Here is a 24,612-nt window from a genome sequence, read left to right on the forward strand (position 1 = left end):
ATGCGTGCTGTCCGTTCAAGTTTTCCCTGGGTGTCCGCATTCGGGATTTGCCTGTGTCTGGGCGGATGCGTGTTGGGCCCCGACTATACCCGGCCGTCTATCGACACGCCTGCCACGTTCCGCTTTGCGGAGGGTACGCAGGCGCAAATCGCCGATACGGCATGGTGGGCGCAGTTCGGCGATCCCGTGCTAAACGAACTGATCTCCACGGCGCTCGCACAAAACAGGGATCTGAAAATCGCAGCGGCCCGAGTCGACGAGTATCGCGGTCAATTCGTCAGCACGCGCTCGCAGTTGTTTCCGCAGGTCAGCGCCGGTTTCGACGCCGGCCGCCAGCGGGTCTCGCCACTTGCGCAGGCGTCGCTGCCGGCGGGTGCCGGTACGGTCTACAACTCGTTCAATGCCACGTTACCCATCTCATGGGAGATCGACGTGTTCGGCCGCGTGCGACGTCAGACCGAAGCCGCGCGCGCGAATCTGCTCGCCAGCGAAGAAGGCCAGCGGGCCACCATCCTGTCGCTCGTTTCGTCCGTGGCGACCTCTTATATCAATCTGCGCAGTCTCGATCAGCAACTCGAGATTGCGAAAGCCACGGCGACGAGCCGCGCGGGTTCGGTGAAAGTCTTCGAACTGCGCTTCGAGGGTGGCCAGATCTCGCAGGTCGAGCTCGCGCAAAGTCAGTCGGAATATGAGGCGTCACTCGCGGATATTCCGGCCATCGAAGCGCAGATCGGGCAGCAGGAAGACGCGCTCTCGGGACTGCTCGGCCGCAACCCGGGTCCGATTCTTCGTGGCCGCACGCTCGACCAGTTTCAGTCCCCCGCCGTGCCGGCCGGTTTGCCTTCGGCGTTGCTCGAGCGCCGTCCCGACGTGCTGCAGGCGGAACAGAACCTGATCGCCGCCAATGCGTTGATCGGCGCGGCGCGCGCGCTCTATTTTCCGCAGATTTTGCTGACCGGGCTGCTGGGTTCGTCGAGCACGCAGTTGAGCGAGCTCTTCAGTGGGCCTGCGAACGCCTGGTCGTTCGCAGGCGCGCTCGCACAGCCGATTTTCTCGGCCGGCAACATTGCCGGACAGGTCGACCAGGCCAATGCACGGCAGCAACAGGCTCTGTATGCCTATCAGAAGTCGGTTCAGGCCGCATTCCAGGAAGTCAGCGACGCGCTGCTCGGCGTCGAGAAGTCGCGCGAACGGTTGATCGCGCAAGAACGCCAGATCGACGCGCTGAACGCGTATGCGAGGCTCGCGCGGCAACGCTACGAAGGCGGCTACACCAGCTACATGGAAGTCCTCGATGCCGAGCGCAGTCTGTTCAGTGCGCAACTGGCCGGTACGCAAACCCGCAGCAATGAATACATCTCTCTCGTCACGCTTTACAAGGCGCTGGGCGGCGGCTGGGGCGCCGACGCGCCGGCTGGCATGGCGCGAGACGGGACGATGCAAACGGACCAAACCAGATAGAAAAAGCGACGCCGGGTTCAGCGAATGCTGAACAACGGGCGCGACATAGCGAGAGTAGGGCCAGTGGAACGTGAGGAATCCAACAAGGAGAATGATGAGATGTCCAAACTGAATAAACACCTGACCATGCTGTTTGCTACGACGTGCCTTGCGTGGTGGGGCACGCAGACGGATGCGGCGAATCCCCCCGCAACGACGTCGCCGTCGGTTTGGCCTCGCAGCTTCGATGCCGACAATCAGCATGTCGAACTCTACCAGCCGCAGATCGAAACATGGGAAGGCAACCGCATATCGGGCCGCGCCGCGGTAGCCGTCGGCGCGCGCGAGGGCGCGCCGACCTACGGCGTCGCGCATTTTTCCGCGATTGCCGAGATCGACAGATTGTCGGGGCTCGCGCAACTCAGCCACATCGAAATCGCGAGCGTGGAGGTGCCGACCAACCAGGGCATCTCCGATCAGATCAGACGCGCGTTGGTAGCGCACTTGCCGTCAGGCGGGCTGACCACCTCGCTCGATGAACTGCAGACCAGTTACGCCGCGTCGAAGGAACGCGCGGCTACGCAGAGCATCGCCGTGAAGAACGACGCTCCGCGCATCGTTTTCGCGACGCGGCCGACCGTGCTGGTCCTCGTGGACGGTGCGCCGGTCTGGCGGCCGGTGACCGGCACCGACTATCGACGGGCGCTGAACAGCCGCGCGTTGTTGCTGCAAGATGCGAGCGGCACCCTGTATCTACACGCTGCGGGCTACTGGTATTCCGCCGCATCGGTGAGCAGCCACTGGGACGTGCGCAGAGCGCCGCCGCAGGCCCTGGTCGCGGCGGCGCATGCTGCCGAGGCGAGCGCGAAGGCCGATCCTCTGTTGCCGGCCGATGGGCAGCGGCCCGCACGGGTGCCGGTCGTGCTGCTCGCCACGGAGCCGACGGAACTGATCGTGACTGACGGCCAGATGAAGCTGACGCCGGTCGAGGGTGGCGGGCTCCTGTCGGTCTCCAATACCGACCACGCCGTCTTCGTGGACCCTTCGACGAACCAGTACTACGTGCTCATCTCTGGCCGATGGTTCCGCGCCGCCTCCGAAGGCGGCCCCTGGCAGTACGTCCCCGGCAACGAACTTCCCGCGGACTTCGCGAAGATTTCTCCACATGATCCCAAAGCGAACGTGCTGGTCTCCGTGCCGGGCACGCCTCAGGCGAGAGAGGCCGCCATCGCCGCCACGATTGCGCAAACAGCCACGGTCTCGCGCGCGGGCGCTGCACTGAGCGTCAAGTACGACGGCGCGCCACGTTTCGCATCGATCGCGGGCACTACGCTGATTTATGCGATCAACACCGCCACACCCGTGATCGCGGTCGATTCCGGTCACTACTACGCGGTGTCGAACGGCATCTGGTTCATCGCCAATCTGCCGGAAGGCCCATGGCGCGTGGCCACCGAAGTGCCCGGCGTGATCTACTCCATTCCGGCCGGCTCGCCGTTGCATTACGTGGTGTACGTGCGTATCTATTCCGTGACGCCCGATACCGTGGTCGTCGGATATACGCCCGGTTACATGGGCGTCGTCGTGAACGCCGACGGCACCGTGGTCTACGGCACGGGCTATATCTATCCGCCGTATGTCGGCTCGGTCTACTACGGCTATCCGCCCACCTACGGTTACGACGCGGGCTTTGCGCTCAACGCGGTGGCGGGGTTCGCCTTCGGTTTCGCGGCGGGCGCGATCTGGGGCTCGGCCGAACCCTACTGGGGACCGTACTGGGGCGGCGCGGGATGGAACAACGTCAACGTGAACCAGGCCAACTTCTATGGACGCTGGGGACAAGGTACGGTCACGCATGCATCGGGCTGGAACCCGTGGACGGGTACTGAAGGGCGCGGCTCCGCGGTGTCCGGCTATAACCCCACGACCGGAGCGCACTATCAGGGTAGCCGTGGCGCCGCGTTCAATCCGTACTCGGGGAACTATGCGGCCGGGCGCCAGGGTTCATTCGCGAATCCGTCCACCGGGCAGGAGGGCGCCGCGCGCGGCGGCATCGCCGGCAATCAGTACAACGGCAATTTTGCGGGCGGCCGTCAGGTGGCCGGCTACAACGCGCAGACCGGCCGGGCCGGCGCGGCCGAGTTCGGCGTTGCCGGCAACACGCAAACCGGCCAATACTCGACCGCCGGCAAAGGCTTCGTGACCAATCAGTCGAAAGGCAACACCGTGGCCTGGAACAACGGCGACGTCTATGCCGGGCATGACGGCAACGTTTATCAACATACCCAGGGCAACGGTTGGCAACAACACACCGCCAACGGCTGGCAACCGGTTCAGCCGAAAGCGGGCGACGGCAATGATCTGGAGCAGCAGCGCCAGGCGCGCGATGTCGGCCAGCAGAGATTCGATCACACTGCGAACCAACGGGGCGGTGAAAGCGATTCGCTGGGGGCGGGGCGCTTCGGTGGACAAGGCTTTGCCGGTGGCGGGATGAGAGGCGGCGGTTTGCGCCGCTGAACTTTCCTCGCGATTGTCGTCGCTGGTCAGGAGCAGATCATGAGAGAGGCTCGAGGGCAAATCCGGGTGTCAAGCCTTTCTTGTTCCCCGCCTGTTTCATCGCGTTCAGTCCGCTCCGCCCACATGGGAAGGCTGGCGCGCATGCTGCAGGCTCGACGCCGCCTGGCATTCCTCGATCATCGCGCGGAAGGTCGGGGCCGCGTGCGAAGCGCCGGTCGCGCCCGCCTCCGGACCACCTTCCGGCGCGCCGCCGACGCCGACCACCAGCGTCGCCCGTGGCCGCCATTCGCGCGTGCGCCGCAGCATGTTGCGCAGATACGGCGGCGATTCCGGCGCATCGAGCGAGACAATGCAGATGATCGGCGCGTCCTTGAAACTCGGTTCGTCGGCGCGCGCGCTGCGATAGCCCGAATGCGTGGCCATCATCGGCGCGAGACCCTGGCGGCCGAGCAGTTGCACGGCGATCGCGGTGGTGACTTCATCGAACGAACCGCGTCCGGGCACGCACAGCACCGACGTTTTTTCGGTTTCGCGGCGCATCTGTGGGTGCGCTGAAATGTGGCTGTCGTGCCGCTCGGAAAGATCGGCCGAGGCCGAAGCGAGCAGCGCGCTCGCGGTATCGGCGGGTTCGCTGCGTGCGAGGCGGTCCGGCAAGCCGTCGGCGATTTCCAGGTTTTCGACGATGTCCACCAGCGCGTCGTTGATGCGCTGCAACTGGTCCGGCATCAGCACGCCGCGCATCGCATCGTTGCGGGCGAGCTTGAGGCCTTCGAGCGCGACCTTGTCGTAGTAGTCGATCAGCGACATCTCGCGCAAGAGGCGCTCCGCCTGCACGATGGCCTCGTGCGGATCGTCCGCGAGCAGCCGCTGATAGAAGTTCTGCGCGGGTGTGAGCGCGGGCTGATCGCCCAGCAGCACCGTGAGAAAGTTCAGCCGGTCGGCATAGCGCCCCAGCGTGACCACGCACAACGTGAGCGGCGTCGACAGCACGAGGCCAATCGGCCCCCACAGCCAGCTCCAGAAAATCGCCGCCACCACCACCGCGAGCGGCGACAGGCCGGAGCGGTGGCCATACAGCAGCGGCTCGGCGATCTGCCCGGCCACCACGTCGACGACGATGAAAAGGATCAGCGTATAGACCGCCATGGTCCATTGCGGCTGAATCGCGGCCGCGAGGAACACGGCGAGAATCGCGGCGATCCAGATGCCGATATACGGCACGAAGCGCAGCAACGCGGCGATCACGCCGAACAGCAGCGCACCCGGCACGCCGATGATGGCGAGACCGATAGCGATCACGCCGCCCGCGCTCAGATTCACACCGAGTTGCGCGACGAAGTAGCGGGAGAGACGCACGGCGGCGTCATTGATCGCGGTGGTGGTGCGGTGCAGATCGCGCGAGCCGAACAGGCTGATCAAGCGGTCGCGCAAATCCTCGCGTTGCAGCAGGATGAAAATCGTTACAACGAGCACGATGAAGGTCGTTTCGATCGGCGCGATGGCTGGCGACAATGCGCGTTGCGCGAGTTGCATCGGCGTGGGCGACGGCTCGTGCACTTCGACCTGCTGCGGCACGGCGGGCGCATTGCGCGCGGCGCGTCCGGTGGGACGCGGCGGGTTCGGCTTGGGCGGGGCCACGCGCTGCAAGGCGACGGCGGCGCGGCTCATCAGCGAATCGGCGCGGCCGACGGTTTTTTCCTGAACCGTTTCGATCTTCTGCTCGATCGCCTCCTGATACTGCGGCAGGTCGGCCGCGAGTTGCACCAGTTGGGCACCGATCAGCGCACCCACCGCGAGCAAGCTGGCCAATGCGAACAACACGGCAATGAAGATCGACGGCAGTTGCCCCATATGGAACCGCCGCAACATCTGCACGAGCGGCGCAAGCAGGAAGCTGAGCAACACTGAGAGCGTGATCGGGATCAACACCGCGCGGCCGAAGTACAGCGCACACACCACCACCACGCCGGTAATCACCGACGCGAGGCCATGCAGACTGGGCGTGCCCGGTGGGTAAACGCGGTTCGGCCGCCCATGCGGCGGTAACGATATTTTCATGAGCACACTTTCCGATTGAGACGCGCTGTCGTTCTTATGCGGGCCATTCGCGGACATAGAGAGGGCGTCCGGACCAAACGCATGAGCAAATCATATGCCCGGATTGTAGGCGCTTTGACGCAGGACGGCCCATTGCTCAGCCCATGTGCAGACGCAGCAAGCCGAGCAGTTGCGAGCTCGCATACAGCAGCAGGCCGATAAAGCCGCCGACAATCGTCCCGTTGATACGGATGTATTGCAGATCCTTACCAATGTTCAGTTCGATCTGCCGCGACATCTCGTGCGAGTCCCAGTTCTTGACCGTATCGCTGATATGGCGGGTCAGGAATTGCGCGAAGTCCGGCGCCATCGTGCGTGCGGCTTCTTCGAGGTGATCGTTGAGCGATTGGCGCAACGCCGGATCGTGCGCGAGTTCGCGGCCGACCCATTGCCCCATCGCGACCACTCGCGCGTGCAAGGCCGAGTCGCTGCTTTGCAGATCGCGCTTGAGCCACGCGCGCAATTCGCCCCACATGTCTTTCACATACGAACTGAGCGCATCGCCTTCCACCAGATAGCGTTTCAGTTCCTCGCCTTTTTGCAGGAACGCGGGATCGGTTTTGAGCTTGACGATCAGCTTGTGCGCGGCGTCGTCGAACTTCTGGCGCAACTGATGGGTGGGATTCTCGCTGATCTGTTCGAGCATGCGATTCACCGCGTTGGCGATGGCTTCCGCGCCTTTCTCGCCCAGCCATGCCGAAGGCAGAATCTTTTCCATCTTCGGGTACTCGCTCTTCACCCAATCGACGATCCGCTCGGCGATGAACTCGCGCGCATGCGGTTCGCGCAACAGCGCCACGACCTGTTCGATGCCGGCGTCGAGCAACTCCTGATGGCGGCCGTCCTTGGTGAGCGTGTCGAGAATGGCGCCCATCGATTGCGACAGATCCACCTTGGCCAGCACGTCGCGCAGCGCGTCCTTGATGAAGACCTGGATACGCACGTCGTCGGTCAATTCCAGAATGCCGCTGGTGAGCTTGACGACATAGTCGCCCAAACGCGCGGTGTTGGCCGGCTGCGTCAGCCATCCGGTGATGCTGCGCGCCGGGTCGTGTTTCTGGATCAGGCCGACCAGCGAAGGTACATCCAGAAACTTGTCCTGCACGAACACCGCGAGGTTGTCGGCGATCTTGTGCTTGTTCCTTGGAATGATCGCGGTGTGCGCGGAGACGATCGGGATCGGCACGCGGCGAAACAGCGCGACCACCGCGAACCAGTCGGCGAGCGCGCCCACCATCGCGGCCTCGGCGATCGCCTTGATGCCGTCCACCCAGATGCCGCGCGGCAAGAATGCGGTCACCAGGAAAACGCAGGCGGCGGCGAGCAACAGCAGTAGCGGGGTGCGCTTGGCCTTCTTCAGTTCGATTGCTTTGTTCATCGGCGGCAGGGCAGCGGGTCCAGGTCGATTGAGGGATGCGGGGCGCGTGGCTCGCGCGTCCGGAAACGCGAGTGTAGCGCCGCTCGTCAGCGCATGGGCCAGGCCGCTCTTGCCGTCAAGGACTAGCTTTGCCGCGCGGGCACGGTAACATCTGCGGTTAGACTGCGCAGCCTTGTCCGGCGAGGCAGATTGCAATCGAATGGAAGGGAGGCACAGTGATCAGGTTTCTGCACACCGCGGACTGGCAGATCGGCACGCAATTCGGCCAGTTCGAGCCGGACGAAGCGGCGCATCTTGCCGAAGCGCGCTTCGAGACCGTGCGCCGGATCGCCGGAGAAGCTACTGCGCGCAATGTCGACGCGGTGCTCGTGGCCGGCGACGTATTCGATCTGCAAACCGTCTCCGACACGGTGATCCGCCGTCTGTTCGGCGCGCTGCAAGCCTTCGCCGGGGCGTGGATCATGCTGCCCGGCAATCACGACGCCGCGCTTGTCGAGAGCGTGTGGACTCGCGCGCAGCGCCTGAACTGCATCGCGCCGAATGTGCGCCTGGTGCTCGAACCCGGCGTGGTGTTGCTGGACGCCTGCCGGTGCGCGCTGCTGTGCGCGCCGCTCACGCAACGCATCACGTATGACGACACCACTGGTTTCTTCGACAGCACGGAGACGCCGCCCGGTTATCACCGCGTCGGGCTCGCGCACGGCAGCGTGAGCGGAATCCTGCAGGAAGGCATCGACTCGTCGAATCCGATCGCGCCGACGCGTGCGGTGAGCGCGCGTCTGGACTATCTGGCGCTCGGCGACTGGCACGGCCATCTGCGTGTCGATGAGCGTATCTGGTATGCGGGCACGCACGAGCAGGACCGCTTCCGTGCCAACGATCCGGGTTTCATGCTCGACGTCACGCTGAGTGAGCCGGGCGCGCCGCCGGTGGTCGAGCCGGTGCGGGTCGGTCAATATCAATGGCATCGCTGGGAGGAAACGATCGCCGTGCCTACCGATGTGGATACGCTCAACGCGCGCCTCGCCACGCTGGGCAGCCACGACGTGCTGCGCATGACGGTCGAAGGCACAGCCGCGCTGGCCGACGCCGAAGCGCTTCACGTCGCCGTGGAAGAAGCCCGTGCACGTGTGCGAGCCTTGCGCGTCGACCTGAGCGGCCTGCAAGTGCTGCCCACCGACGACGACCTCGCCGAACTCGGCGCGCAAAGCGGCTACCTCGCGAAAGTGGTGGCGCGTCTGCGTGGCTTGCAGGAAGACCCGCAGTCCGACCCGCAGGAGGTCAAGCGCGCCGCCGAGGCATTGCTGCTTCTGGCGCGTTTTCAACGTGAATTGCCGCGCGAAGCGAGGTCCGCATGAAGCTGCAAAGTATTGCGATTCAGGAGTTCAAGCAGTTCACCGGAAAGCTCGTCATCGACGATCTGCAGCCCGGTCTGAATCTCTTTGTCGGTCCGAACGAGGCCGGCAAGAGCACCATTGCCGAAGCCGTGCGCGCCGTGTTTCTGGAGCGCTACAAGGCCTCGCATCTGAAAGACCTGTTGCCGTGGGGCAAGGCGAGCGGGCAGCCGTCGGTCGAAGTGAGTTTCGATCTGGACGGCACGGCGTGCCGATTGTCGAAGCAGTTCGTCACGCGCCAGCGCTGCGAGTTGAAGATCGGCCAGAGCGTATTCGGCGAGGATGAAGCCGAAGACAAGCTCTCGGCGCTGCTCGGTTTTTCGCGTCCCGCGCGTGGACCGTTGAAAGCCGAGAACGCGGGCGTTCCCGGTTTGTTGTGGGTGCAGCAAGGCGGCACGCAGGAGGTGCGCGATTCCACCGGCCATGCGGCGCAGTATCTGCGCGATGCGCTGTCGCAACTGTCGGGCGGCCGCGAATCGGCGGGCGAGGACGCGCTGATCGCCGCCGTGCAGCGTGAGCTTCGGCAACTGCTCACCGCGCGTACGCAGAAGTCCACCGGTCCGCTTGCCGAAGCCGAACAAACGCTCGCCCGGCTGATCGAGGAGCGCAACGAACTGGAGCAGCAGCGTCAACAGTTCGAGGAGAACATCGCGCGTCTCTCCGCGCAGCAGGAGGCGTTCGACGACACGCAGCGCAAGCGTCCTTGGGAACTTCACGAGCAGAAGGCCTTGCAGGCGCAATTGCGCGCCGACGCCGTCGTGCAACTTGAGAGCAGCCTGAAAGGACTTGAGCAGTCGCTCAAGGCAAGTGAAGCCGAACTGGCACTGCCATTGCAACAGGAGCAGAACGCGCTCGAACTGGAAGCGGCCGTCGCGCGCGAGCGCCAGCAACTCGACGCGCTGCGGGCGAGCGTGGCGGCCGTCCAGGCCGAGCACGGGCACGCCGAGGCCAGCGTGACGCAATTCGAGCAGGCTTTCGCCGATGCCAACCGCGCGCTCGAACTGGCCAACGCGGCCGTGACCGCAGCCGATCTGCGCAGCCAGATCGGGCTCTATCGCGCCGAGAGCGAGCGGCTCGAAGCGTCGATCGCCGCCGCCAGCAAAGCGAATGACGCCGTGCTCGAAGCCGCGCGCGAGGCGGCCACGCTCGAAATCGACGAGGCGAAATTGAAGCGGCTCGCCACGCTCGGCAGCGAGCTGACCGTGCTGCGCGCCCGCACCGAAGCCGCGATGACGCGCATCGAATACCGCCTGGACGGCGCGATTACCATCGACGACGAACCAGTGAGCGGCGAGGGCGTGCTGCGTCTGGACGAGGAGAAGCGGATCGGCCTCGGCGCGCTCGGCGAATTGCGGGTGATTCCGGGTGTCTCCGATTTGCCGGCGCGCTTGTCCGAACTCGCGTCGCTCGAAGCCCAGCATGCGCAGTTGTTGCAGGCGCTCGGCGTCGCCTCGCTCGGCGAGGGCGAGTCGAGGCACGAGCGCTGGAAGGCGGCGGTCGCGCAGCAGAAAAGCCAGGCGAAGATTCTCGACGTGCACGCGCCGCAAGGCATCGAGGCGTTGCGCGCGGCATCGGCGACGGCTGCGGCGCGCATGCAAGCCGCCAACGAACGGCTCGCGGGTCTGCCGGACGTGTCGGCTGCGCCGCCGCTCGACGAAGCGCGCCGCAACGCCGAGATCGCGCGCGACGCGTTGGACGCCGCCCGCAAAGTGTTGACCCAGGCGGCCGATAAAAAATCGACCGGCATGGCGAATGAGGAATCACTCGCGGCACAGTTACAGCGCAAGGAAGCGCAGTTGAACGACGAAGCGTTCTGCCGCAATCGCGCGCAGTGGCAAACCAGGATTGTCGAACAACGCGTGCAGGTCGAGGCATTGCGCAAGCAGCGCGAAGGGCGTGAGCGCGAGCTGGAAGCGGCGCGCCTCGACGACCCGGCGGCCGAGGCGAAGCGCTATCGCGCGTCGGCGGAACTCGCGCGCGGCGAGCAGAACGAGCGGCAAGTGAGGATCGCGGGATTGCGCAGTCAACTGGAGACGGTCGGCGCGTCCGGTCTCGGCGAGCGTCTGGCGGCCGTCGAGGCCAAGGTCGAGCAGGCGACGCGGCGCAAGGACGAACTCGGCTTGCGCGCGAGCGCGTTGAGTCTGCTCGACGAAGTGCTGGTCGACGAACGCGACGCCGCAGTGGCGCAATTGCGCGCGCCGTTGACCGAACGGCTCGGCCATTATCTGAAGCGGATTTTCCCGCAATCGACGATCGCGCTCGGCGACGATCTGAGTCCCGCCACGCTGGATCGTTTTGGCCGCGCGGACACGCTCGATGCGCTGAGCTTCGGCACGCGCGAACAGCTCGGCATTCTGACGCGGCTCGCGTACGCGGATCTGCTGAAGGCGTCGGGCCGGCCGACCTTGCTCATGCTCGACGACGCGGCGGTGCATACCGATGCCGCGCGGCGCGATGCGATCAAGCGCGCGCTGATCGACGCGGCCACGCGGCATCAGATTCTGGTGTTCACGTGCCACCCGGAGTTGTGGGACGATCTTGGTGTGCGGCAGCGGGCGATTGACGATCTGAAGGTTGCGGCCTAGCGCTCTTCAAACGCTTCTCTTCGACCAACGATTCAAGGACATCATGAGCGAGCTTTTCCGAGGCATGGATCAAACGGCGCTGCGTGCCGCCTACGACAACGTGGCGGCGGTCGAGGACGTCGCCGAACGCATGCTCGGCTTTCAGACGCGCAGCGCGGCGCTCTATGAAGCCGTGCCGTGCCGGCGCGATGTCGCGTATGGGCCGCGTCCTCGTCAGCGCTTCGACTGGTTGCCGTGTGGTCAGCCGGGTGCGCCGATTTTCGTGTTCATCCACGGCGGTTACTGGCAGGCGCGCAGCAAGGAAGATTTCGCGTTTGTGGCGAGCGGGCCGCTCGCTTGCGGCTTCAATGTCGTGCTGGCCGAGTACACGTTGGCACCGGAGGCGTCGATGACGGACATCGTCGGCGAAATCGAGGCGTTGCTGGCGGCGCTGGCCGACGATCGTGACGGACTCGGCACGCGCGGCCCTGTGTGCCTCGCTGGACACTCGGCGGGCGGGCAACTGAGTGCGCATTTTCGGGCGCATGAAGCGGTCGTGCATGCCATGCCGATCAGCGCGCTGGTGGATCTGGAGCCGATCGCGATGTCGTGGCTGAACGACAAACTGCAACTCACGCCGCACGAGATCGAAGCCTATAGTCCGATGCGCCATATCGGTCGCGGCGTGCCGATGACTATCAGCGTCGGCACGGCGGAATTGCCGGAACTGATTCGCCACTCGGACGAATATGCGGCGGCGTGTCAGCGGGCGGGCGAACGGGTGGAGTTCGTACCGTTGCCCGGATGCAATCACTTCACGATTCTGGAAGACCTGGCGCGGCCGGATGGCGTACAAATGCGGGCGCTGCTCAAGGCGATGAAAATGTAGCGCGCGGGCTGGTGTCGCTCAGTCGGCGCGCTTCCCACTCACTCATACCAGCGCGGCGTATAAACCCACTCACTTCCTTCGGCCGCGTTGCCAAACCGCCGCGTCGTGGACGACCCCACGATCACCATCGTGCGCATATCCACATCGGACGAACGCAGTTCGCCTAGCGTGAGCGTGCGCAGCGTGCTGCCGGGCCGGCCGATGTCGCGGCCCAGCACCACCGGAGTGTGGGCCGCGCGATATTCCCGCACGATGTCCAGCGCTTTATCCAGTTGCCAGGGTCGGGCGCGCGAAATCGGGTTATAGAACGCCATCACCAGGTCAGCTTGGGCCGCATGCCTCAGACGCGTTTCGATGATCGTCCAGGGCTTCAGATTGTCGGACAGCGACAGCATGCAGAAGTCATGACCCAACGGCGCACCGGCTTGCGCCGCTGTTGCCATCGCCGCCGATACACCCGGCACGATCGCCAGTTCGACCGCGGCCCAGCCCCTGTTTTGCGACACCTCTAACGCTTCGAGCACCGCCGCCGCCATCGCGAATACACCCGGATCGCCCGACGACACCATCACCACCGCGCGTCCCTCGCTCGCCAGTTCGAATGCATGCCGCGCGCGTTGCATTTCCTCGCGATTGTCCGTGCCGCGCACGCGCTGGTCGGCGCGCAACGGGCCCGCCATCTTCACGTAGGTGTCGTAGCCGAGAATATCGGTGGCATCGTTGAGCGCCGTGCGAGCGGCCGGCACCATCAGATCGGTGCGGCCGGGGCCGAGGCCGATCACAGTGAGGCGGCCACGCGCGCGGCCGATGGTGTTCGGATCGATGGCGAGCGGCGCCAACGCCAGCGCGACGCCTGCCGGCGAATCGTTGTGCAGCGTTTCGTAGGGAATGCGCAGCGCGGCATGCACCAGGTTGCCCGGCGGCTCGCCATCTTCGGGACGTGTCAGCGCGAAACGCAACGGCACGTTGAGGTTCGCCGCGGCCTCGCCAAGCGCCGGGTCCGCCATGTGTTCAGACGAGGCCAGCAATGCCGCAAGCGACAACGGCGCGAGACCCTGCGCGTCCAGTGCCTCGCGCACGCGCGCCACGATGTCGCCATCCACGGCCGACACCGCCGCGACCACACTGCGTGGATGAATCACCAGTTCATCTTCGCGTCCGTCCCACGCACGCGGCGTCACGCGAATCGCAAGACGCGCCGAGGCGGAGCGGGGTAGTTGCGCGTCATCGAGCCACGGCGCTTCGCCTTCGATGCGCGTGCTTTCACCGGCAAGCAGATCCGACACGAAGCGCTTGCCTTGGCCGATGTCGGCGAGCGTATAGCCGTCGGGCGGATTGAGCACGCAGGCGCCGAAACGCAGTTCACCGCTCGTCGTGATGGCGGGCGGCACGGCCAGCATCGCGGCTATCTCGCGCGCCATCAGGTTGACGCCGGCGAGACCGCCGAGCAGCGGCACGACCGCGCTGCCTTCTTCGGCGACGGCGAGCACCGGCGGCTCGACGCCTTTATTCGACAACGACTGCGCCAGACAACGAATCACGATCCCCGCCGCGCACAACGCGACAATCGGCGTGCCGCGTGCATACAGTTCGCGCAGATGCGCGCCGAGTTCGCTGTACGACACGTCCGCTTCGACGCGTCCCTGCAGCGCATGCACCTGGCTATCGGCATACAACGCCTGAATGCGCCGCGCCGTCGCCAACGCGCCCGTGCCGAGAACCACGATTGCGGGCGCGCTCATCCTTGCCATTTTTCCCCCGGCACCACGAGCAGCGAAAAATACGGCGACGCCATCGGATCCACGTCGGCGAGCGGCACGATGCGTTGATTGCCCATTGTCGCGCGTTCGACGTAGAGCGCGCGGTCCGCGAGACCGAGTTCACCGAGCACGCGCCGCACCTTGTCGAAATTGCGGCCGAGTTTCATCACGACGGCGGCGTCGGCATCCGCGAGACGGCGGCGCAATTCGTCTTCGGGCAACACGCCCGAGAGCACCGACAAGCTCTGGTTGCGATACACCAGCGGCGCGCCGAGCACGGCGGCGCCGCCGAGCATCGAGCACACGCCCGGCACCACTTCGCTCTCGTAGCGCGCCGCGAGCCGGTCGTGCAGATACATGTACGAGCCGTAGAAAAACGGATCGCCTTCGCAGATCACGGCGACGTCGCGGCCCGCGTCGAGGTGCGCGGCGACGACTTCCGCGGCCGTGTCGTAGAAGTCGGCAATAATCGCTTCATACGAAAGCGGCGGTTCGAGCGCTTCGGTGGTGACGGGATAGACTAGCGGCAGATGCTGCTGCGCGTCGTGCAAATGCGCCTCGATGATGCTGAACGCGTTGCCTTTCTTGCCCTTCGCGACGAAGTACGCGATCACCGGCGAAGCCTTCAGCAAACGCAGCGCTTTCAGCGTGATGAGTTCCGGGTCGCCGGGGCCGACGCCGAGTCCGAACAAACGTCCTTGCGCCGTCATTTATTCGACCTCCGTGGCCAGCGCGTTCACGGCGGCCGCGGCCATCGCGCTACCGCCGCGCCGGCCGTGCACCACCACGTAGGGCACGCCGCGGCTGTCGTCCGCGAGCATGGCTTTCGATTCGGCGGCGCCGACGAAGCCCACCGGAAAGCCGAGAATCAGCGCAGGTTTGGGTGCGCCGGCGTCGAGCATATCGAGCAGATGAAAGAGGGCGGTCGGCGCATTGCCGATCACGACGACACTGCCCGCCAGATGCGGCCGCCACAATTCGAGCGCGGCCGCCGAGCGCGTATTGCCGAGTTCGCGTGCGAGCGCCGGCACGTCCGGATGCGAGAGCGTGCAGATGACTTCGTTGTTGGCCGGCAGCCGCGCACGCGTGATGCCTTGCGCGACCATGCCGGCGTCGCACAGGATCGGTGCGCCTTGCGCGAGCGCCGCGCGGCCCGCTGCGCCCGCGCCTGCGGAAAACCGCAGATCGTCGATCACATCGACCATGCCGCACGCGTGGATCACGCGCACCGCGAGTTTCTCGAGGTCGGCGGGAACGCGCGACAAGTCGGCCTCCGCGCGGATCGTCGCGAAGGATTGGCGATAGATCTCCTGACCGTCGCGAATGTAATCAAGCATCGGTGTCACTCCGGGCGAGGCGTTCGAGCATGTCGGCGGCCTCGCCGATCGTCAGTTGGCGTGCGACGCACTGGCCGAAACCGGGCTGGCCGTCGCGTCGATAAAGGTCATAGAGGCCGGGCGCCGCGGCGAGCAGCGTGTACGGCGCGCAATGCGCGGCGGCGCACGAGCGCGAGCAGCCGCTCAGATGCACGTCGACGCCGGCAGGCAGGCGGGCGGCGAGACGCAGCGCGTCGGCCTTCGTGTCGGTGAGGCTCTTCGCGCAGCCGGTTGAGCCTGCGCAGGCGATCAGGCGTGTGATGGCTTGCGCGGGATCGCAGGCGAGGCCGAGCGTGTTTAGACCGGACAGCACTGTCGGGACGGCGTGTGTGGCGATGTCGGGTAGCAGCACGCTTTGCCAGGGTGTCAGGCGAAGCGTGCCGTCGCCGTGCTGTTGCGAAAGCGCGGCGAGGCCGTTGAGGGCGTCGGCGTCGAGGCGTCCGAGCGGCGGCTGGCCGCCGACGTGCCAGGTTTCGAGAGCGCGTTGAGCGTGGGCGCCGAGGCGAAGGTTGGCGTCGGCTGGTGTGCTGCGGTGCCAGTTGCTCAGCACGGTGTCTCGTGTCAGCGGGAAGTCGAGATAGCGCTGTGCGTGATGCAGTAGCGTATCGACGGAATGCGCGGCTAGCAGGTGACGCATGCGTGTGGCGTCGGCGGTGGCGAGGTCGAGGAATGTGAGGAGCAGCGCGCGTACCAGTGCGGGGACTTGTGAAGGCAGGATCGCGGCTAGTGCATCTGTGGCGTCTGCGCTGGGCTTTTCCGGCGCGATGTGCTCGCATTGCGTTGGCGAGCCAGCATAGGCGCGAACAGGCGGACAACCCGCCAGCCCGAACACGAACCGCATGCCATCCCCTTCTTGCGATGCCGCCAGCCACACATCGTGCGGATGATCCACTCTCGCGAGCCGCTCGCCGCCGTCCAGCAGGAGCGCGAATTTCGGCGACAGCGCCGCGAAGCGCGCTTCGCTTTGCAGCAGAGTGAGCAATTCGGCGCATAGCGGGCGAGTGTCGAACAGTGCGAACGGATCGCGCCCGGCAGTTGGGCTGATCATTACGTTGCGGACATCGTCCGCGGCTGCGGCGGCGGTGATTGCGCGGGCAGCGTCGGCTGTGTTCCCGGCGATTGCATCCGCAGCGTCGGCGGCTTTTGCGTACACGCCGTTCCCGGCTTCGGCGTCCGCGGCGTTCGCCGCGCCCGGCGCCGGCATCGGCCCGAGACCTGCATCGACCAAAGCCGCGATCAACGCCGCTTCCTCACCACGCTTCACCCCTCGCACCTGCACATTCGCGCGATTCGTCAGTTCAACCACTCCGGCCGCGTACCGTGCACTAGCCTGCGCGATCACCCGAGCCTGCGCCGCACTCAGCTCACCGCCGGGCAGCTTGATCCGGCAAATCCCGCCGTCGCGCGCGGCGACGATGCGCAGCAGTCCCGGACACGCCGAGGGCCGTGGCGTTGGGGCCGCGTCGGACAAAACGGTGGAAGGCGAAGCTTGATTCAAGACGGACACCGGGTTTAGCGTCGCGCGACGGCCCGAGCATGCCCTGAGGCGGGCATGGCTGCGGCATCGGTACACCCCGCCCGATGTTGGCTGGCACGAACAGTCTCGCCGGCAGGTCTCCTGGCTGGCAGGTCATGGTCCGCCGCGGCCTTCCCGGTCGAACCAGTGGCGTGGAGCGCAGGCGGACTCGCTGCATACAGTTGCGGGGGCAGCCACAGCGCACTGTGTTCCCTCTTCGGCCCCGAAGGGCACCGGCGGCTGTATTATGCCTTTTTTCGAACAGCACAACGAGGCTGGACGCTTTGATCGGCGTGGCACAGCGCATTATTTGAAGACACAGAATGAGGATGGATGCATGCCGGCGTGGCTGACGGTGGTGGGCATAGGCGACGACGGCTTCGCCGGTTTGGGAAGGCCTGCGCGGCGTGCTTTGCTGAAAGCGTCGGTGGTGTACGGCGGCGAACGCCATCTGGCGATGCTGCCCGCGCGCCTCGCCGCGCGCCGTGCCGCGTGGCCGCGTCCGTTCGACCTCGCGCCGTTGCTGGCCGAGCGCGGCGGCGCCGTGTGCGTGCTGGCGAGCGGCGACCCGATGCTATTCGGCGGCGGCGCGACGCTCGCGCGGCAATTGCCGGCGGGGGAGTTGCGGGTGTTGCCCGCGCCGTCGTCGTTGTCGCTGGCGGCCGCGCGCCTCGGCTGGCCGTTGCAGGACGTCGCGACGGTATCGCTGGTGGGCCGGCCGTTGCCCACGCTGAACGCGCATCTGCACGACGGCGCGCGCGTGTTCGTGCTGAGCGCGGACGGGCGCACGCCTGCGGCGCTCGCGGAACTGCTGAACGCACGCGGTTTCGGCGCGACCCGCATGAGCGTGCTGGAACACCTGGGCGGCGAGTTGGAACGGCGCATCGACGCTCGCGCGGATCAGTGGTCCGCGGGCGACGTGGCCGCGCTGAACCTGATCGCGCTCGACTGCCGCGCCACCGAAGGCGCGCCGCGTCTGCCGCTGACCTGCGGTTTGCCCGACGACGCCTTTCTCCACGACGGCCAGTTGACCAAACGCGACGTGCGCGCGATCACGCTCGCGCGCCTCGCGCCGACGCCGGGCGAATTGCTGTGGGACGTGGGCGCGGGCAGCGGCTCGATCGGTATCGAATGGATGCGAGCGCATTCCACCTGCCGCGCGATTGCGATTGAAGGGCACGCGGAGCGGCAACGCTTTATCGAACACAATCGCGATGCGTTGGGCGTGCCGGGGCTGCAACTCGTCGCGGGGCGCGCGCCTGAAGCGCTGGAGGGATTGCCGGTGCCGGATGCTGTGTTCATCGGCGGCGGTGTGACTGTGCCGGGCGTGCTGGAGGCATGCTGGGTTGGTCTGCGCGAAGGTGGGCGGCTGGTCGCTAATGCGGTCACGTTGCAAGGCGAGGCGGTGTTGGCGGCATGGCGCGAACGGCATGGCGGGACGTTGACGCGGATCGGATTGGGGGATGCGCAACCGCTTGGCGGTTTCGATACGTGGCGGCAGGCGTTGCCGATCACGCTGCTGGAGGTGACGAAGCAGGCGAGCGGCGGGGGCGTGAACACGATTCGAACCAACAAGGTGACTAACGCCACAAGCATCACAAACGCGACGAACACCACCCAAGAACCCTGATGCGCGAAGAAACGCCCGAACAACCCGCGCCGCTGCGTAGCGGCTACACGACCGGCAGTTGCGCCACCGCGACGTCGCTGGCGGCGGCGCGCCTGTTGCTCGCGGGTGTCGTCAGCGAAGTCGCGGAGATCGTGTTGCCGAAGGGCCAGCATGTGCCGATGCCGCTGGTGTTCTGCCGCCTGATCGACAATGGCAACGGCGGCGCCGAGGCCGGCACGATCAAGGACGCCGGCGACGATCCCGACGTCACGCACGGCGCGGTCGTCTTCGCTCGCGTGCGTCTCGTCGCCGAACCAGGCGTGATATTTCGCGCGGGGCCGGGTGTCGGCACGGTGACGCGCGCGGGATTGACGCTGCCGGTCGGCGAGCCCGCTATCAACCCGGTGCCGCGCAGAATGATGACCGAGCACCTGGCCGAACTCGCGGCGGAGCATGCGTACGGAGGCGGCTTCGAAGTGACGATCGGCGTCGAAGGCGGCGAAGCGCTCGCGCTGAAAACGATGAACCCGCGCCTCGGCATTCTCGGCGGGTTGTCGATCCTCGGCACCACCGGCATCGTGCGGCCTTTTTCGTGTTCGGCGTATATCGCGTCGATTCATCAGGGCATCGATGTCGCCCGCGCGAACGGCTATACCCATCTCGCCGCCTGCACCGGCAACGCGAGCGAGGACGCGATGCGCGCGCATTACGGCCTGCCAGATATCGCACTGATCGAAATGGGCGACTTCGTCGGCGCGGTGCTCAAGCATATGAAGCGCGCGCCAGTCGAGCGTCTGAGCGTGTGCGGCGGCTTCGGCAAGCTCAGCAAGCTGGCGGCGGGGCATCTCGATCTGCATAGCCGCAATTCGAGCATCGACCTCGAACGGCTCGCGCAATGGGCCGCCGAACATGGTGCCGACGACGCGCTCCAGGCAGCGATCCGCGCGGCCAACACAAGTCAGCAGGCGGTCGCGTTGGCGCGCGCGCGGCAGGTGCCGCTCGGCGATATCGTCTGCCGGCATGCGCTGGCGGTGGCACGCGAGATCGTGCCGCCGCAGGTCAACGTCGAAATGTTCGCGATCGACCGCCAGGGCTTGCTGATCGGAGCCGCGCAATGAAGCGGATTCTGCTGCTCGGCGGCACCGGCGACGCGCTGCGGATCGCGCGGCAACTCGGCCCTGAGCACGTGTATAGTCTCGCCGGCCTCGGCAAGGTGCCGGACGATCTGGCGTGCACGGTGCGAGTCGGCGGCTTCGGCGGCAGCGAAGGTATGGCGCGCTACATCGAAAGCGAGGGCATCGGCCTCGTGATCGACGCGACACATCCCTATGCCGCGCAAATCAGTGCGAATGCGGCGCAGGCGAGCCGCGCCGCACGCGTGCCGTATTGGGCGCTGCGCCGCCCGGCCTGGCAGCCGCAAGCCGGCGACGATTGGCGCGTAGTCAGCGACTGGAACGAGCTCACGAGTGCGCTGGCGCCGTTCAGAAAGCCACTCTTCACGCTCGGCCGCGAACCGCTCGCGCATCTCGACGAGGTTCCCCCGCATCAGTTCTGGACCGTGCGTTGTCTCGAAGCACACGCAGACACGCCGCGTGCGCGGATGCTCGCGGCGCGCGGCCCATTCACGCTGGAAGGCGAGCGCGCGCTGTTCGCCCTGCAAGCCTTCGACGTGGTGGTCAGCAAGAATAGCGGCGGCAACGCGACCGAGGCGAAGCTCGAAGTCGCGCGTGAACGCGGCTTGCCGGTCGTGATGCTGAGCCGACCCGAGTTGCCGGCGGCAGAGAGGGAGTTCGAACGAGTTTCAGATCTGCTCGACGCGCTGCAAGCCGCAGCCTGAATCGCACATGCATGCCATGCCGCCCCAACGAATCATGGAGTAGTGAATGACGGTGTTTTTTATCGGCGCGGGTCCAGGCGACCCGGAACTGATCACGGTGAAAGGGCAGCGCCTCGTGCGCAGCTGTCCGGTGATCCTGTACGCGGGTTCGCTCGTGCCGGCCGCGGTGCTCGAAGGTCACGCGGCGCAGCAGGTCGTCAACACCGCCGAGCTCGACCTCGATCAGATCGTCGCGTTGCTCGCGGCGGCGCATGCCAAAGGCCAGGATGTGGCGCGCGTGCATTCCGGCGATCCGTCGCTGTACGGCGCGATCGGCGAACAGATCCGCAGGCTGCGCCAACTGAAGATTCCCTACGAGATCGTGCCGGGCGTCACCGCCACGGCGGCAAGCGCGGCGGCGCTGGGTTGCGAACTCACGTTGCCCGATATTTCGCAGACGCTGATCCTCACGCGCTTCGCGAGCAAAACCAGCATGCCCGACGGCGAACAACTGGCCGACCTCGCCCGTCATCGTGCGACGATGGCGATTCACCTCGGCGTGCGGCACCTCGCGCGCATCGTCGATGAATTGCGGCCGCATTACGGCGGCGCGTGTCCGATCGCGGTGATCTACCGCGCGAGTTGGCCCGACGAGGAGAAGATCACCGGCACGCTCGACGACATCGTCGGCAAGGTGCAATCGACCTCCATCGAGCGGACCGCGTTGATTCTGGTCGGACAGGTGCTCGCCGCGGAAGGCTTCGCGGACTCGACGCTGTACGCGAAAGACTGAACCTGCCTACGTGAAAAAGCCCATCCGCGCGACACGACACCGTGCACGGATGGGCGATCAACGCTAGATCAACGTTGATCCCTTTACGCCGTCAATTCATCCGGCTGCCTCGCCGCCAGCTTCACACGCAATGCCTTGGCGGCCCGAACCATATTCGTCAGCGCCGCTTCGGTTTCCGGCCAGCCGCGCGTCTTCAGCCCGCAATCCGGATTGACCCACAGGCGTTCGGCCGGAATCACTTCGCACGCGCGTTCCAGCAGACGCTGCATGGCTTGCGCATCCGGTACGCGCGGCGAGTGGATATCGTAGACGCCGGGGCCGATTTCGTTCGGATACGCGAAGGCGCCGAAGCCGTCGAGCAGTTCCATCGCCGAGCGCGAAGTCTCGATGGTGATCACGTCGGCATCCATTGCGGCAATCGACGGCAGAATGTCGTTGAACTCCGAATAGCACATATGCGTATGAATCTGCGTTTGATCGGCGACGCCCGCCGCTGAAATGCGGAACACGCGCGTGGCCCATTCCAGATAGGCGGCCCAATCGTCGCGACGCAACGGCAAGCCTTCGCGGAAAGCCGGTTCGTCGATCTGGATGATGCGAATGCCGGCCTTTTCCAGATCCAAGACCTCGTCGCGGATCGCGAGCGCGAGTTGCAGCGCGGTGGTCGAGCGCGGCTGGTCGTCGCGCACGAACGACCATTGCAGCATCGTCACCGGGCCGGTCAGCATGCCTTTCATCAAACGCTGCGTGAGCGATTGCGCGTAGCGCGTGGTCTCGACCGTCATCGGTTCGGGACGGTAGACTTCGCCGTAAATGATCGGCGGTTTCACGCAGCGCGAGCCGTAGCTCTGCACCCAGCCGTTTTCCGTGAACGCATAGCCCCACAACTGTTCGCCGAAGTATTCGACCATGTCGTTGCGTTCGGCTTCGCCGTGCACCAGCACGTCGAGCCCCAGCTCTTCCTGTTTGCGCACGGCGATCTCGATCTCGGCGCGCATGCGCTGCAGATAGTCGAGCGCGCGCAGTTCGCCGCGCTTGTAGGCGGCACGCGCCTGGCGGATCGACGGCGTTTGCGGGAACGAGCCGATCGTGGTGGTCGGCAGGAGCGGCAGGCCGAGCGCCTCACGCTGCAGGCGATTGCGTTCGGCGAACGGGCTTTGCCGTTCGGCCATCGCGCTGCTCACCGCGGCCACGCGTTTTTGCACGAGCGCGTTGACCACCGCGCTGGAGCGGCGGCGTGCTTCGAGCGCGCGGTCGGTTACGGCGAGCGTCGCTGCGGCTGCGGCGGGATCGCGCAAGGCGAGGGCGAGCGTGGCGACTTCGTCGAGTTTTTCGGTGGCGAAGGCGAGCCAGGATTTCAGATCGGCGTCGAGTTTTTTCTCCGCGTCGAGCGAGACCGGCACATGCAGCAGCGAGCACGACGACGAAACCCACAAGCGCTCGCCGAACTCCGCATGCAAGGCCTGCAACGATTCGACGATCTCGCCGAGATCCGCGCGCCAGATATTGCGGCCATCGATCACGCCGGCCGACAACACCGCGTGCGCGGGCAAGGCCGCCCGCCACGCGTCGAGTTGCTGCGGGGCGCGCACCAGGTCGAGATGCACGCCGGCGATGGGCAGCGCGGCCACACGCGGCGCGTGCTCGGCGGCGCTTTCGAAGTACGTGGCCAGCAGCACTTTCACACCCGACGTGCCGAGCACGTCATACGCGGCGGAAAACGCGTCGAGCCATTCAGCGGGCAGATCGACGCACAAGGCCGGCTCGTCCAACTGCACCCATTCGATACCGCGCTGCTTGAGCTTGTCCAGCAAACGGCTGTAGCGGATCACGAGCTTCGGCAGTAACGACAAACGGTCGAAACCGGCGACATGGCTCTTCGACAACCACAGGTAAGTGATCGGCCCGATCAGCACGAGCTTGACCGGCAGATTCAGCGCGAGCGCTTCGTCGATCTCCTCGAACAGCCACTCGACGCCGCCGTCGAAGCTCGTCTGCGGTCCCAGTTCCGGGACGAGGTAGTGGTAGTTCGTGTCGAACCATTTGGTCATTTCCATCGCCGGTTGCGCGGCGTTGCCGCGCGCGAGCTCGTAGTACTGCGCGAGCGACAGCGCCTTCGCATCGAAGCCGAAACGCTGCGGCAATGCGCCGAGCAGCGCGCTCAGATTGAGCATCTGGTCGTAGTAGGCGAAGTCGCCGACGGTGACGAAATCCAGCCTGGCGTCCTGCTGCAATTGCCAATGACGGGCGCGCAGTTCGCGCGCGACGCCACGCAGATACTGTTCGTCGGATTCGCCGCGCCAGAACGATTCCTGCGCGAATTTCAGTTCGCGCTGTGCGCCGATGCGAGGAAAGCCGGGAATATGCGTGCGGGCCATGTGAAGTCCTGTTGTGCGTTGTGTGAATTGGCGCCCAGTGTGAAAGTCGCGCTATGATTCATCAAGCGACATGTTTTCACCAATGTATGAGCCAGATTCATATCCAACCTGATTCGACTAAAGCGGAGCCATCTCATGCTTGAGCTTCGCCACTTGCGTTCGCTGATCGCCATTGCCGATTCGGGCAAGCTGGTGGCGGCCGCCGAGCGCGTGCATCTGAGCCAGTCGGCGCTCTCGCATCAGATTCGCGATATCGAGGCGCACTACGAGGTGTCGCTGTTCGAGCGCACCAAACAGGGCTTGCGCTTTACCGCCGCCGGTGAGCGGCTGCTGGCGCTCGGCCGTGAGACGATCGCGGCGGTGAGCGCGGCGGAGCGCGATCTCGTGCGCCTGAAGGGCGACACGCGCGGCGAGTTGCGGATCGTGCTGGAATGCCATACCTGCTTCGACTGGCTGATGCCGGTGATGGACGAGTTCCGCCGGCGCTGGCCGGAAGTCGAAGTGGATCTGGTCGCCGGCTTCCACGCGGACCCGCTGCGGTTGCTGAGCGACGGCAAGGCCGATGTGGTGATCGGCTCGAAACCCGCCACGCGGCGTAGCCTGCATATCGCGCCGCTGTTCCGCTTCGAGATCCTGGTGGTGATGGCCAACGAGCATCGGCTGCGCAACAAGCGCCGCGTGGTGTCGGACGATCTGCGCGACGAGACGTTGATTACCTATCCGGTACCCGAGGCGCGCATCGATCTGATTCGCGAGGTGCTGGAGCCGGCCGGCATCAAGCTCGAACGACGCACGGCGGAACTGACCATCGCCATCATGCAACTGGTGGCGAGCCGCCGCGGGATCGCGGCGCTGCCGAACTGGGGTGTGAAAAACTACGTCGATCACGATTACGTGCTGGCCAAACGCGTCGGCACGCAGGGACTGTGGAGCGAGCTGTTCGCGGTGGCCGGGAAAGGCTTCGCGAGCCGGCCGTATTTCGATGATTTCGTCACGATCGTGCGCGATACCTGCGCAGCGCAACTCGACGGCATCGAGTTGCTGACGGCCGAAGGCCAGGCGGCCTGACGGCCGCTCGGCCAGTT

Annotated in this window: 17 protein-coding genes and 1 riboswitch; of the genes, 10 read left to right on the top strand and 7 right to left on the bottom strand. The window is 65.8% G+C overall.

Annotation, left to right across the window (positions count from 1 at the left end):
* On the top strand, positions 1 to 1,461 hold the full coding sequence (locus tag PQR32_RS11080; protein WP_408225755.1) for an efflux transporter outer membrane subunit: 1,461 nt from the start codon (positions 1 to 3) through the stop codon (positions 1,459 to 1,461).
* 99 nt (positions 1,462 to 1,560) lie between these two features.
* Positions 1,561 to 3,957 (top strand): carbohydrate-binding family V/XII, encoded by a 2,397-nt coding sequence (locus tag PQR32_RS11085; RefSeq protein ID WP_408225758.1) that lies wholly within the window; start codon positions 1,561 to 1,563, stop codon positions 3,955 to 3,957.
* A 105-nt stretch (positions 3,958 to 4,062) separates the two neighbouring features.
* Here the strand turns inward: PQR32_RS11085 and PQR32_RS11090 are convergent, their stop codons facing one another.
* Both PQR32_RS11090 and PQR32_RS11095 read right to left on the bottom strand, forming a co-directional pair.
* On the bottom strand, positions 4,063 to 6,015 hold the full coding sequence (locus PQR32_RS11090) for an AI-2E family transporter (RefSeq protein ID WP_408225761.1): 1,953 nt from the start codon (positions 6,013 to 6,015) through the stop codon (positions 4,063 to 4,065).
* 136 nt (positions 6,016 to 6,151) lie between these two features.
* Positions 6,152 to 7,432, bottom strand: a complete 1,281-nt coding sequence (locus PQR32_RS11095; RefSeq protein ID WP_408225764.1) for a DUF445 domain-containing protein — start codon at positions 7,430 to 7,432, stop codon at positions 6,152 to 6,154.
* Between the two features lie 215 nt (positions 7,433 to 7,647).
* On the opposite strand from PQR32_RS11095, the gene PQR32_RS11100 reads away from it, so the two are divergent.
* The 3 genes from PQR32_RS11100 to PQR32_RS11110 are packed head-to-tail and all read left to right on the top strand — an operon-like array spanning position 7,648 to position 12,279.
* Positions 7,648 to 8,790, top strand: coding sequence for a metallophosphoesterase family protein (locus tag PQR32_RS11100; protein ID WP_408225767.1), 1,143 nt, complete (start codon positions 7,648 to 7,650; stop codon positions 8,788 to 8,790).
* Positions 8,787 to 11,411: an AAA family ATPase gene (locus PQR32_RS11105; protein ID WP_408225770.1), complete on the top strand. Its 2,625-nt coding sequence runs from the start codon at positions 8,787 to 8,789 to the stop codon at positions 11,409 to 11,411. The genes PQR32_RS11100 and PQR32_RS11105 overlap by 4 nt, the downstream gene beginning before the upstream one ends.
* A gap of 43 nt (positions 11,412 to 11,454) precedes the next feature.
* On the top strand, positions 11,455 to 12,279 hold the full coding sequence (locus tag PQR32_RS11110; RefSeq protein WP_408225773.1) for an alpha/beta hydrolase: 825 nt from the start codon (positions 11,455 to 11,457) through the stop codon (positions 12,277 to 12,279).
* Positions 12,280 to 12,317: 38 nt separating this feature from the next.
* Here PQR32_RS11110 and cobJ read toward each other — a convergent pair whose 3' ends face one another.
* Genes cobJ through cobG form a run of 4 tightly spaced genes read right to left on the bottom strand, consistent with a single transcriptional unit; the run spans position 12,318 to position 16,922 of the window.
* The gene (gene cobJ, locus PQR32_RS11115; protein WP_408225776.1) at positions 12,318 to 14,021 is read right to left on the bottom strand and encodes a precorrin-3B C(17)-methyltransferase; all 1,704 of its coding nucleotides are present in this window, start codon (positions 14,019 to 14,021) and stop codon (positions 12,318 to 12,320) included.
* A complete protein-coding gene (locus PQR32_RS11120; protein WP_408225779.1) occupies positions 14,018 to 14,749 on the bottom strand; it encodes a precorrin-2 C(20)-methyltransferase in 732 nt (243 codons plus the stop codon). The genes cobJ and PQR32_RS11120 overlap by 4 nt, the downstream gene beginning before the upstream one ends.
* Complete coding sequence (locus tag PQR32_RS11125; protein WP_408225782.1) at positions 14,750 to 15,376, bottom strand: precorrin-8X methylmutase; 627 nt, start codon at positions 15,374 to 15,376, stop codon at positions 14,750 to 14,752.
* Positions 15,369 to 16,922, bottom strand: a complete 1,554-nt coding sequence (cobG, locus tag PQR32_RS11130; protein ID WP_408225785.1) for a precorrin-3B synthase — start codon at positions 16,920 to 16,922, stop codon at positions 15,369 to 15,371. Before cobG ends, PQR32_RS11125 begins: the two co-directional genes overlap by 8 nt.
* 84 nt (positions 16,923 to 17,006) lie before the next feature.
* Positions 17,007 to 17,184: riboswitch (cobalamin riboswitch) on the bottom strand.
* A gap of 84 nt (positions 17,185 to 17,268) precedes the next feature.
* Between cobG and cbiE the strand changes: the two genes are divergently transcribed.
* From cbiE to cobM, 4 genes are read left to right on the top strand one after another with little or no spacing between them, the layout of a single operon-like run.
* The gene (cbiE, locus tag PQR32_RS11135; RefSeq protein WP_408225788.1) at positions 17,269 to 18,561 is read left to right on the top strand and encodes a precorrin-6y C5,15-methyltransferase (decarboxylating) subunit CbiE; all 1,293 of its coding nucleotides are present in this window, start codon (positions 17,269 to 17,271) and stop codon (positions 18,559 to 18,561) included.
* Complete coding sequence (locus PQR32_RS11140) at positions 18,561 to 19,658, top strand: cobalt-precorrin-5B (C(1))-methyltransferase (protein ID WP_408225791.1); 1,098 nt, start codon at positions 18,561 to 18,563, stop codon at positions 19,656 to 19,658. Before cbiE ends, PQR32_RS11140 begins: the two co-directional genes overlap by 1 nt.
* Positions 19,655 to 20,377, top strand: coding sequence for a cobalt-precorrin-6A reductase (locus tag PQR32_RS11145; RefSeq protein ID WP_408225794.1), 723 nt, complete (start codon positions 19,655 to 19,657; stop codon positions 20,375 to 20,377). The genes PQR32_RS11140 and PQR32_RS11145 overlap by 4 nt, the downstream gene beginning before the upstream one ends.
* 46 nt (positions 20,378 to 20,423) lie before the next feature.
* The gene (gene cobM / locus PQR32_RS11150; RefSeq protein ID WP_408225797.1) at positions 20,424 to 21,149 is read left to right on the top strand and encodes a precorrin-4 C(11)-methyltransferase; all 726 of its coding nucleotides are present in this window, start codon (positions 20,424 to 20,426) and stop codon (positions 21,147 to 21,149) included.
* 83 nt (positions 21,150 to 21,232) lie between these two features.
* Here the strand turns inward: cobM and metE are convergent, their stop codons facing one another.
* Entirely contained in the window at positions 21,233 to 23,527 is a 2,295-nt protein-coding gene (gene metE / locus PQR32_RS11155) for a 5-methyltetrahydropteroyltriglutamate--homocysteine S-methyltransferase (RefSeq protein WP_408225800.1), read from the bottom strand.
* Between the two features lie 135 nt (positions 23,528 to 23,662).
* On the opposite strand from metE, the gene PQR32_RS11160 reads away from it, so the two are divergent.
* A complete protein-coding gene (locus tag PQR32_RS11160) occupies positions 23,663 to 24,595 on the top strand; it encodes a LysR family transcriptional regulator (RefSeq protein ID WP_408225803.1) in 933 nt (310 codons plus the stop codon).
* Positions 24,596 to 24,612: the final 17 nt, after the last annotated feature.

Origin of the sequence: Paraburkholderia dipogonis (genome assembly GCF_046027395.1) — a bacterium.
Lineage (GTDB): Bacteria > Pseudomonadota > Gammaproteobacteria > Burkholderiales > Burkholderiaceae > Paraburkholderia > Paraburkholderia dipogonis_A.

What these genes read in the sequence shown, in the direction of transcription:
- PQR32_RS11095 (WP_408225764.1), bottom strand. Translation starts at nt 7,432, where the DNA reads ATGAACAAAGCAATCGAACTGAAGAAGGCCAAGCGCACCCCGCTACTG.
- metE (WP_408225800.1), bottom strand. Translation starts at nt 23,527, where the DNA reads ATGGCCCGCACGCATATTCCCGGCTTTCCTCGCATCGGCGCACAGCGC.
- PQR32_RS11090 (WP_408225761.1), bottom strand. Translation starts at nt 6,015, where the DNA reads ATGAAAATATCGTTACCGCCGCATGGGCGGCCGAACCGCGTTTACCCA.
- PQR32_RS11125 (WP_408225782.1), bottom strand. Translation starts at nt 15,376, where the DNA reads ATGCTTGATTACATTCGCGACGGTCAGGAGATCTATCGCCAATCCTTC.
- PQR32_RS11105 (WP_408225770.1), top strand. Translation starts at nt 8,787, where the DNA reads ATGAAGCTGCAAAGTATTGCGATTCAGGAGTTCAAGCAGTTCACCGGA.
- PQR32_RS11160 (WP_408225803.1), top strand. Translation starts at nt 23,663, where the DNA reads ATGCTTGAGCTTCGCCACTTGCGTTCGCTGATCGCCATTGCCGATTCG.
- cobJ (WP_408225776.1), bottom strand. Translation starts at nt 14,021, where the DNA reads ATGAGCGCGCCCGCAATCGTGGTTCTCGGCACGGGCGCGTTGGCGACG.
- cobM (WP_408225797.1), top strand. Translation starts at nt 20,424, where the DNA reads ATGACGGTGTTTTTTATCGGCGCGGGTCCAGGCGACCCGGAACTGATC.
- PQR32_RS11110 (WP_408225773.1), top strand. Translation starts at nt 11,455, where the DNA reads ATGAGCGAGCTTTTCCGAGGCATGGATCAAACGGCGCTGCGTGCCGCC.
- PQR32_RS11145 (WP_408225794.1), top strand. Translation starts at nt 19,655, where the DNA reads ATGAAGCGGATTCTGCTGCTCGGCGGCACCGGCGACGCGCTGCGGATC.
- PQR32_RS11085 (WP_408225758.1), top strand. Translation starts at nt 1,561, where the DNA reads ATGTCCAAACTGAATAAACACCTGACCATGCTGTTTGCTACGACGTGC.
- PQR32_RS11080 (WP_408225755.1), top strand. Translation starts at nt 1, where the DNA reads ATGCGTGCTGTCCGTTCAAGTTTTCCCTGGGTGTCCGCATTCGGGATT.
- cbiE (WP_408225788.1), top strand. Translation starts at nt 17,269, where the DNA reads ATGCCGGCGTGGCTGACGGTGGTGGGCATAGGCGACGACGGCTTCGCC.
- PQR32_RS11140 (WP_408225791.1), top strand. Translation starts at nt 18,561, where the DNA reads ATGCGCGAAGAAACGCCCGAACAACCCGCGCCGCTGCGTAGCGGCTAC.
- PQR32_RS11120 (WP_408225779.1), bottom strand. Translation starts at nt 14,749, where the DNA reads ATGACGGCGCAAGGACGTTTGTTCGGACTCGGCGTCGGCCCCGGCGAC.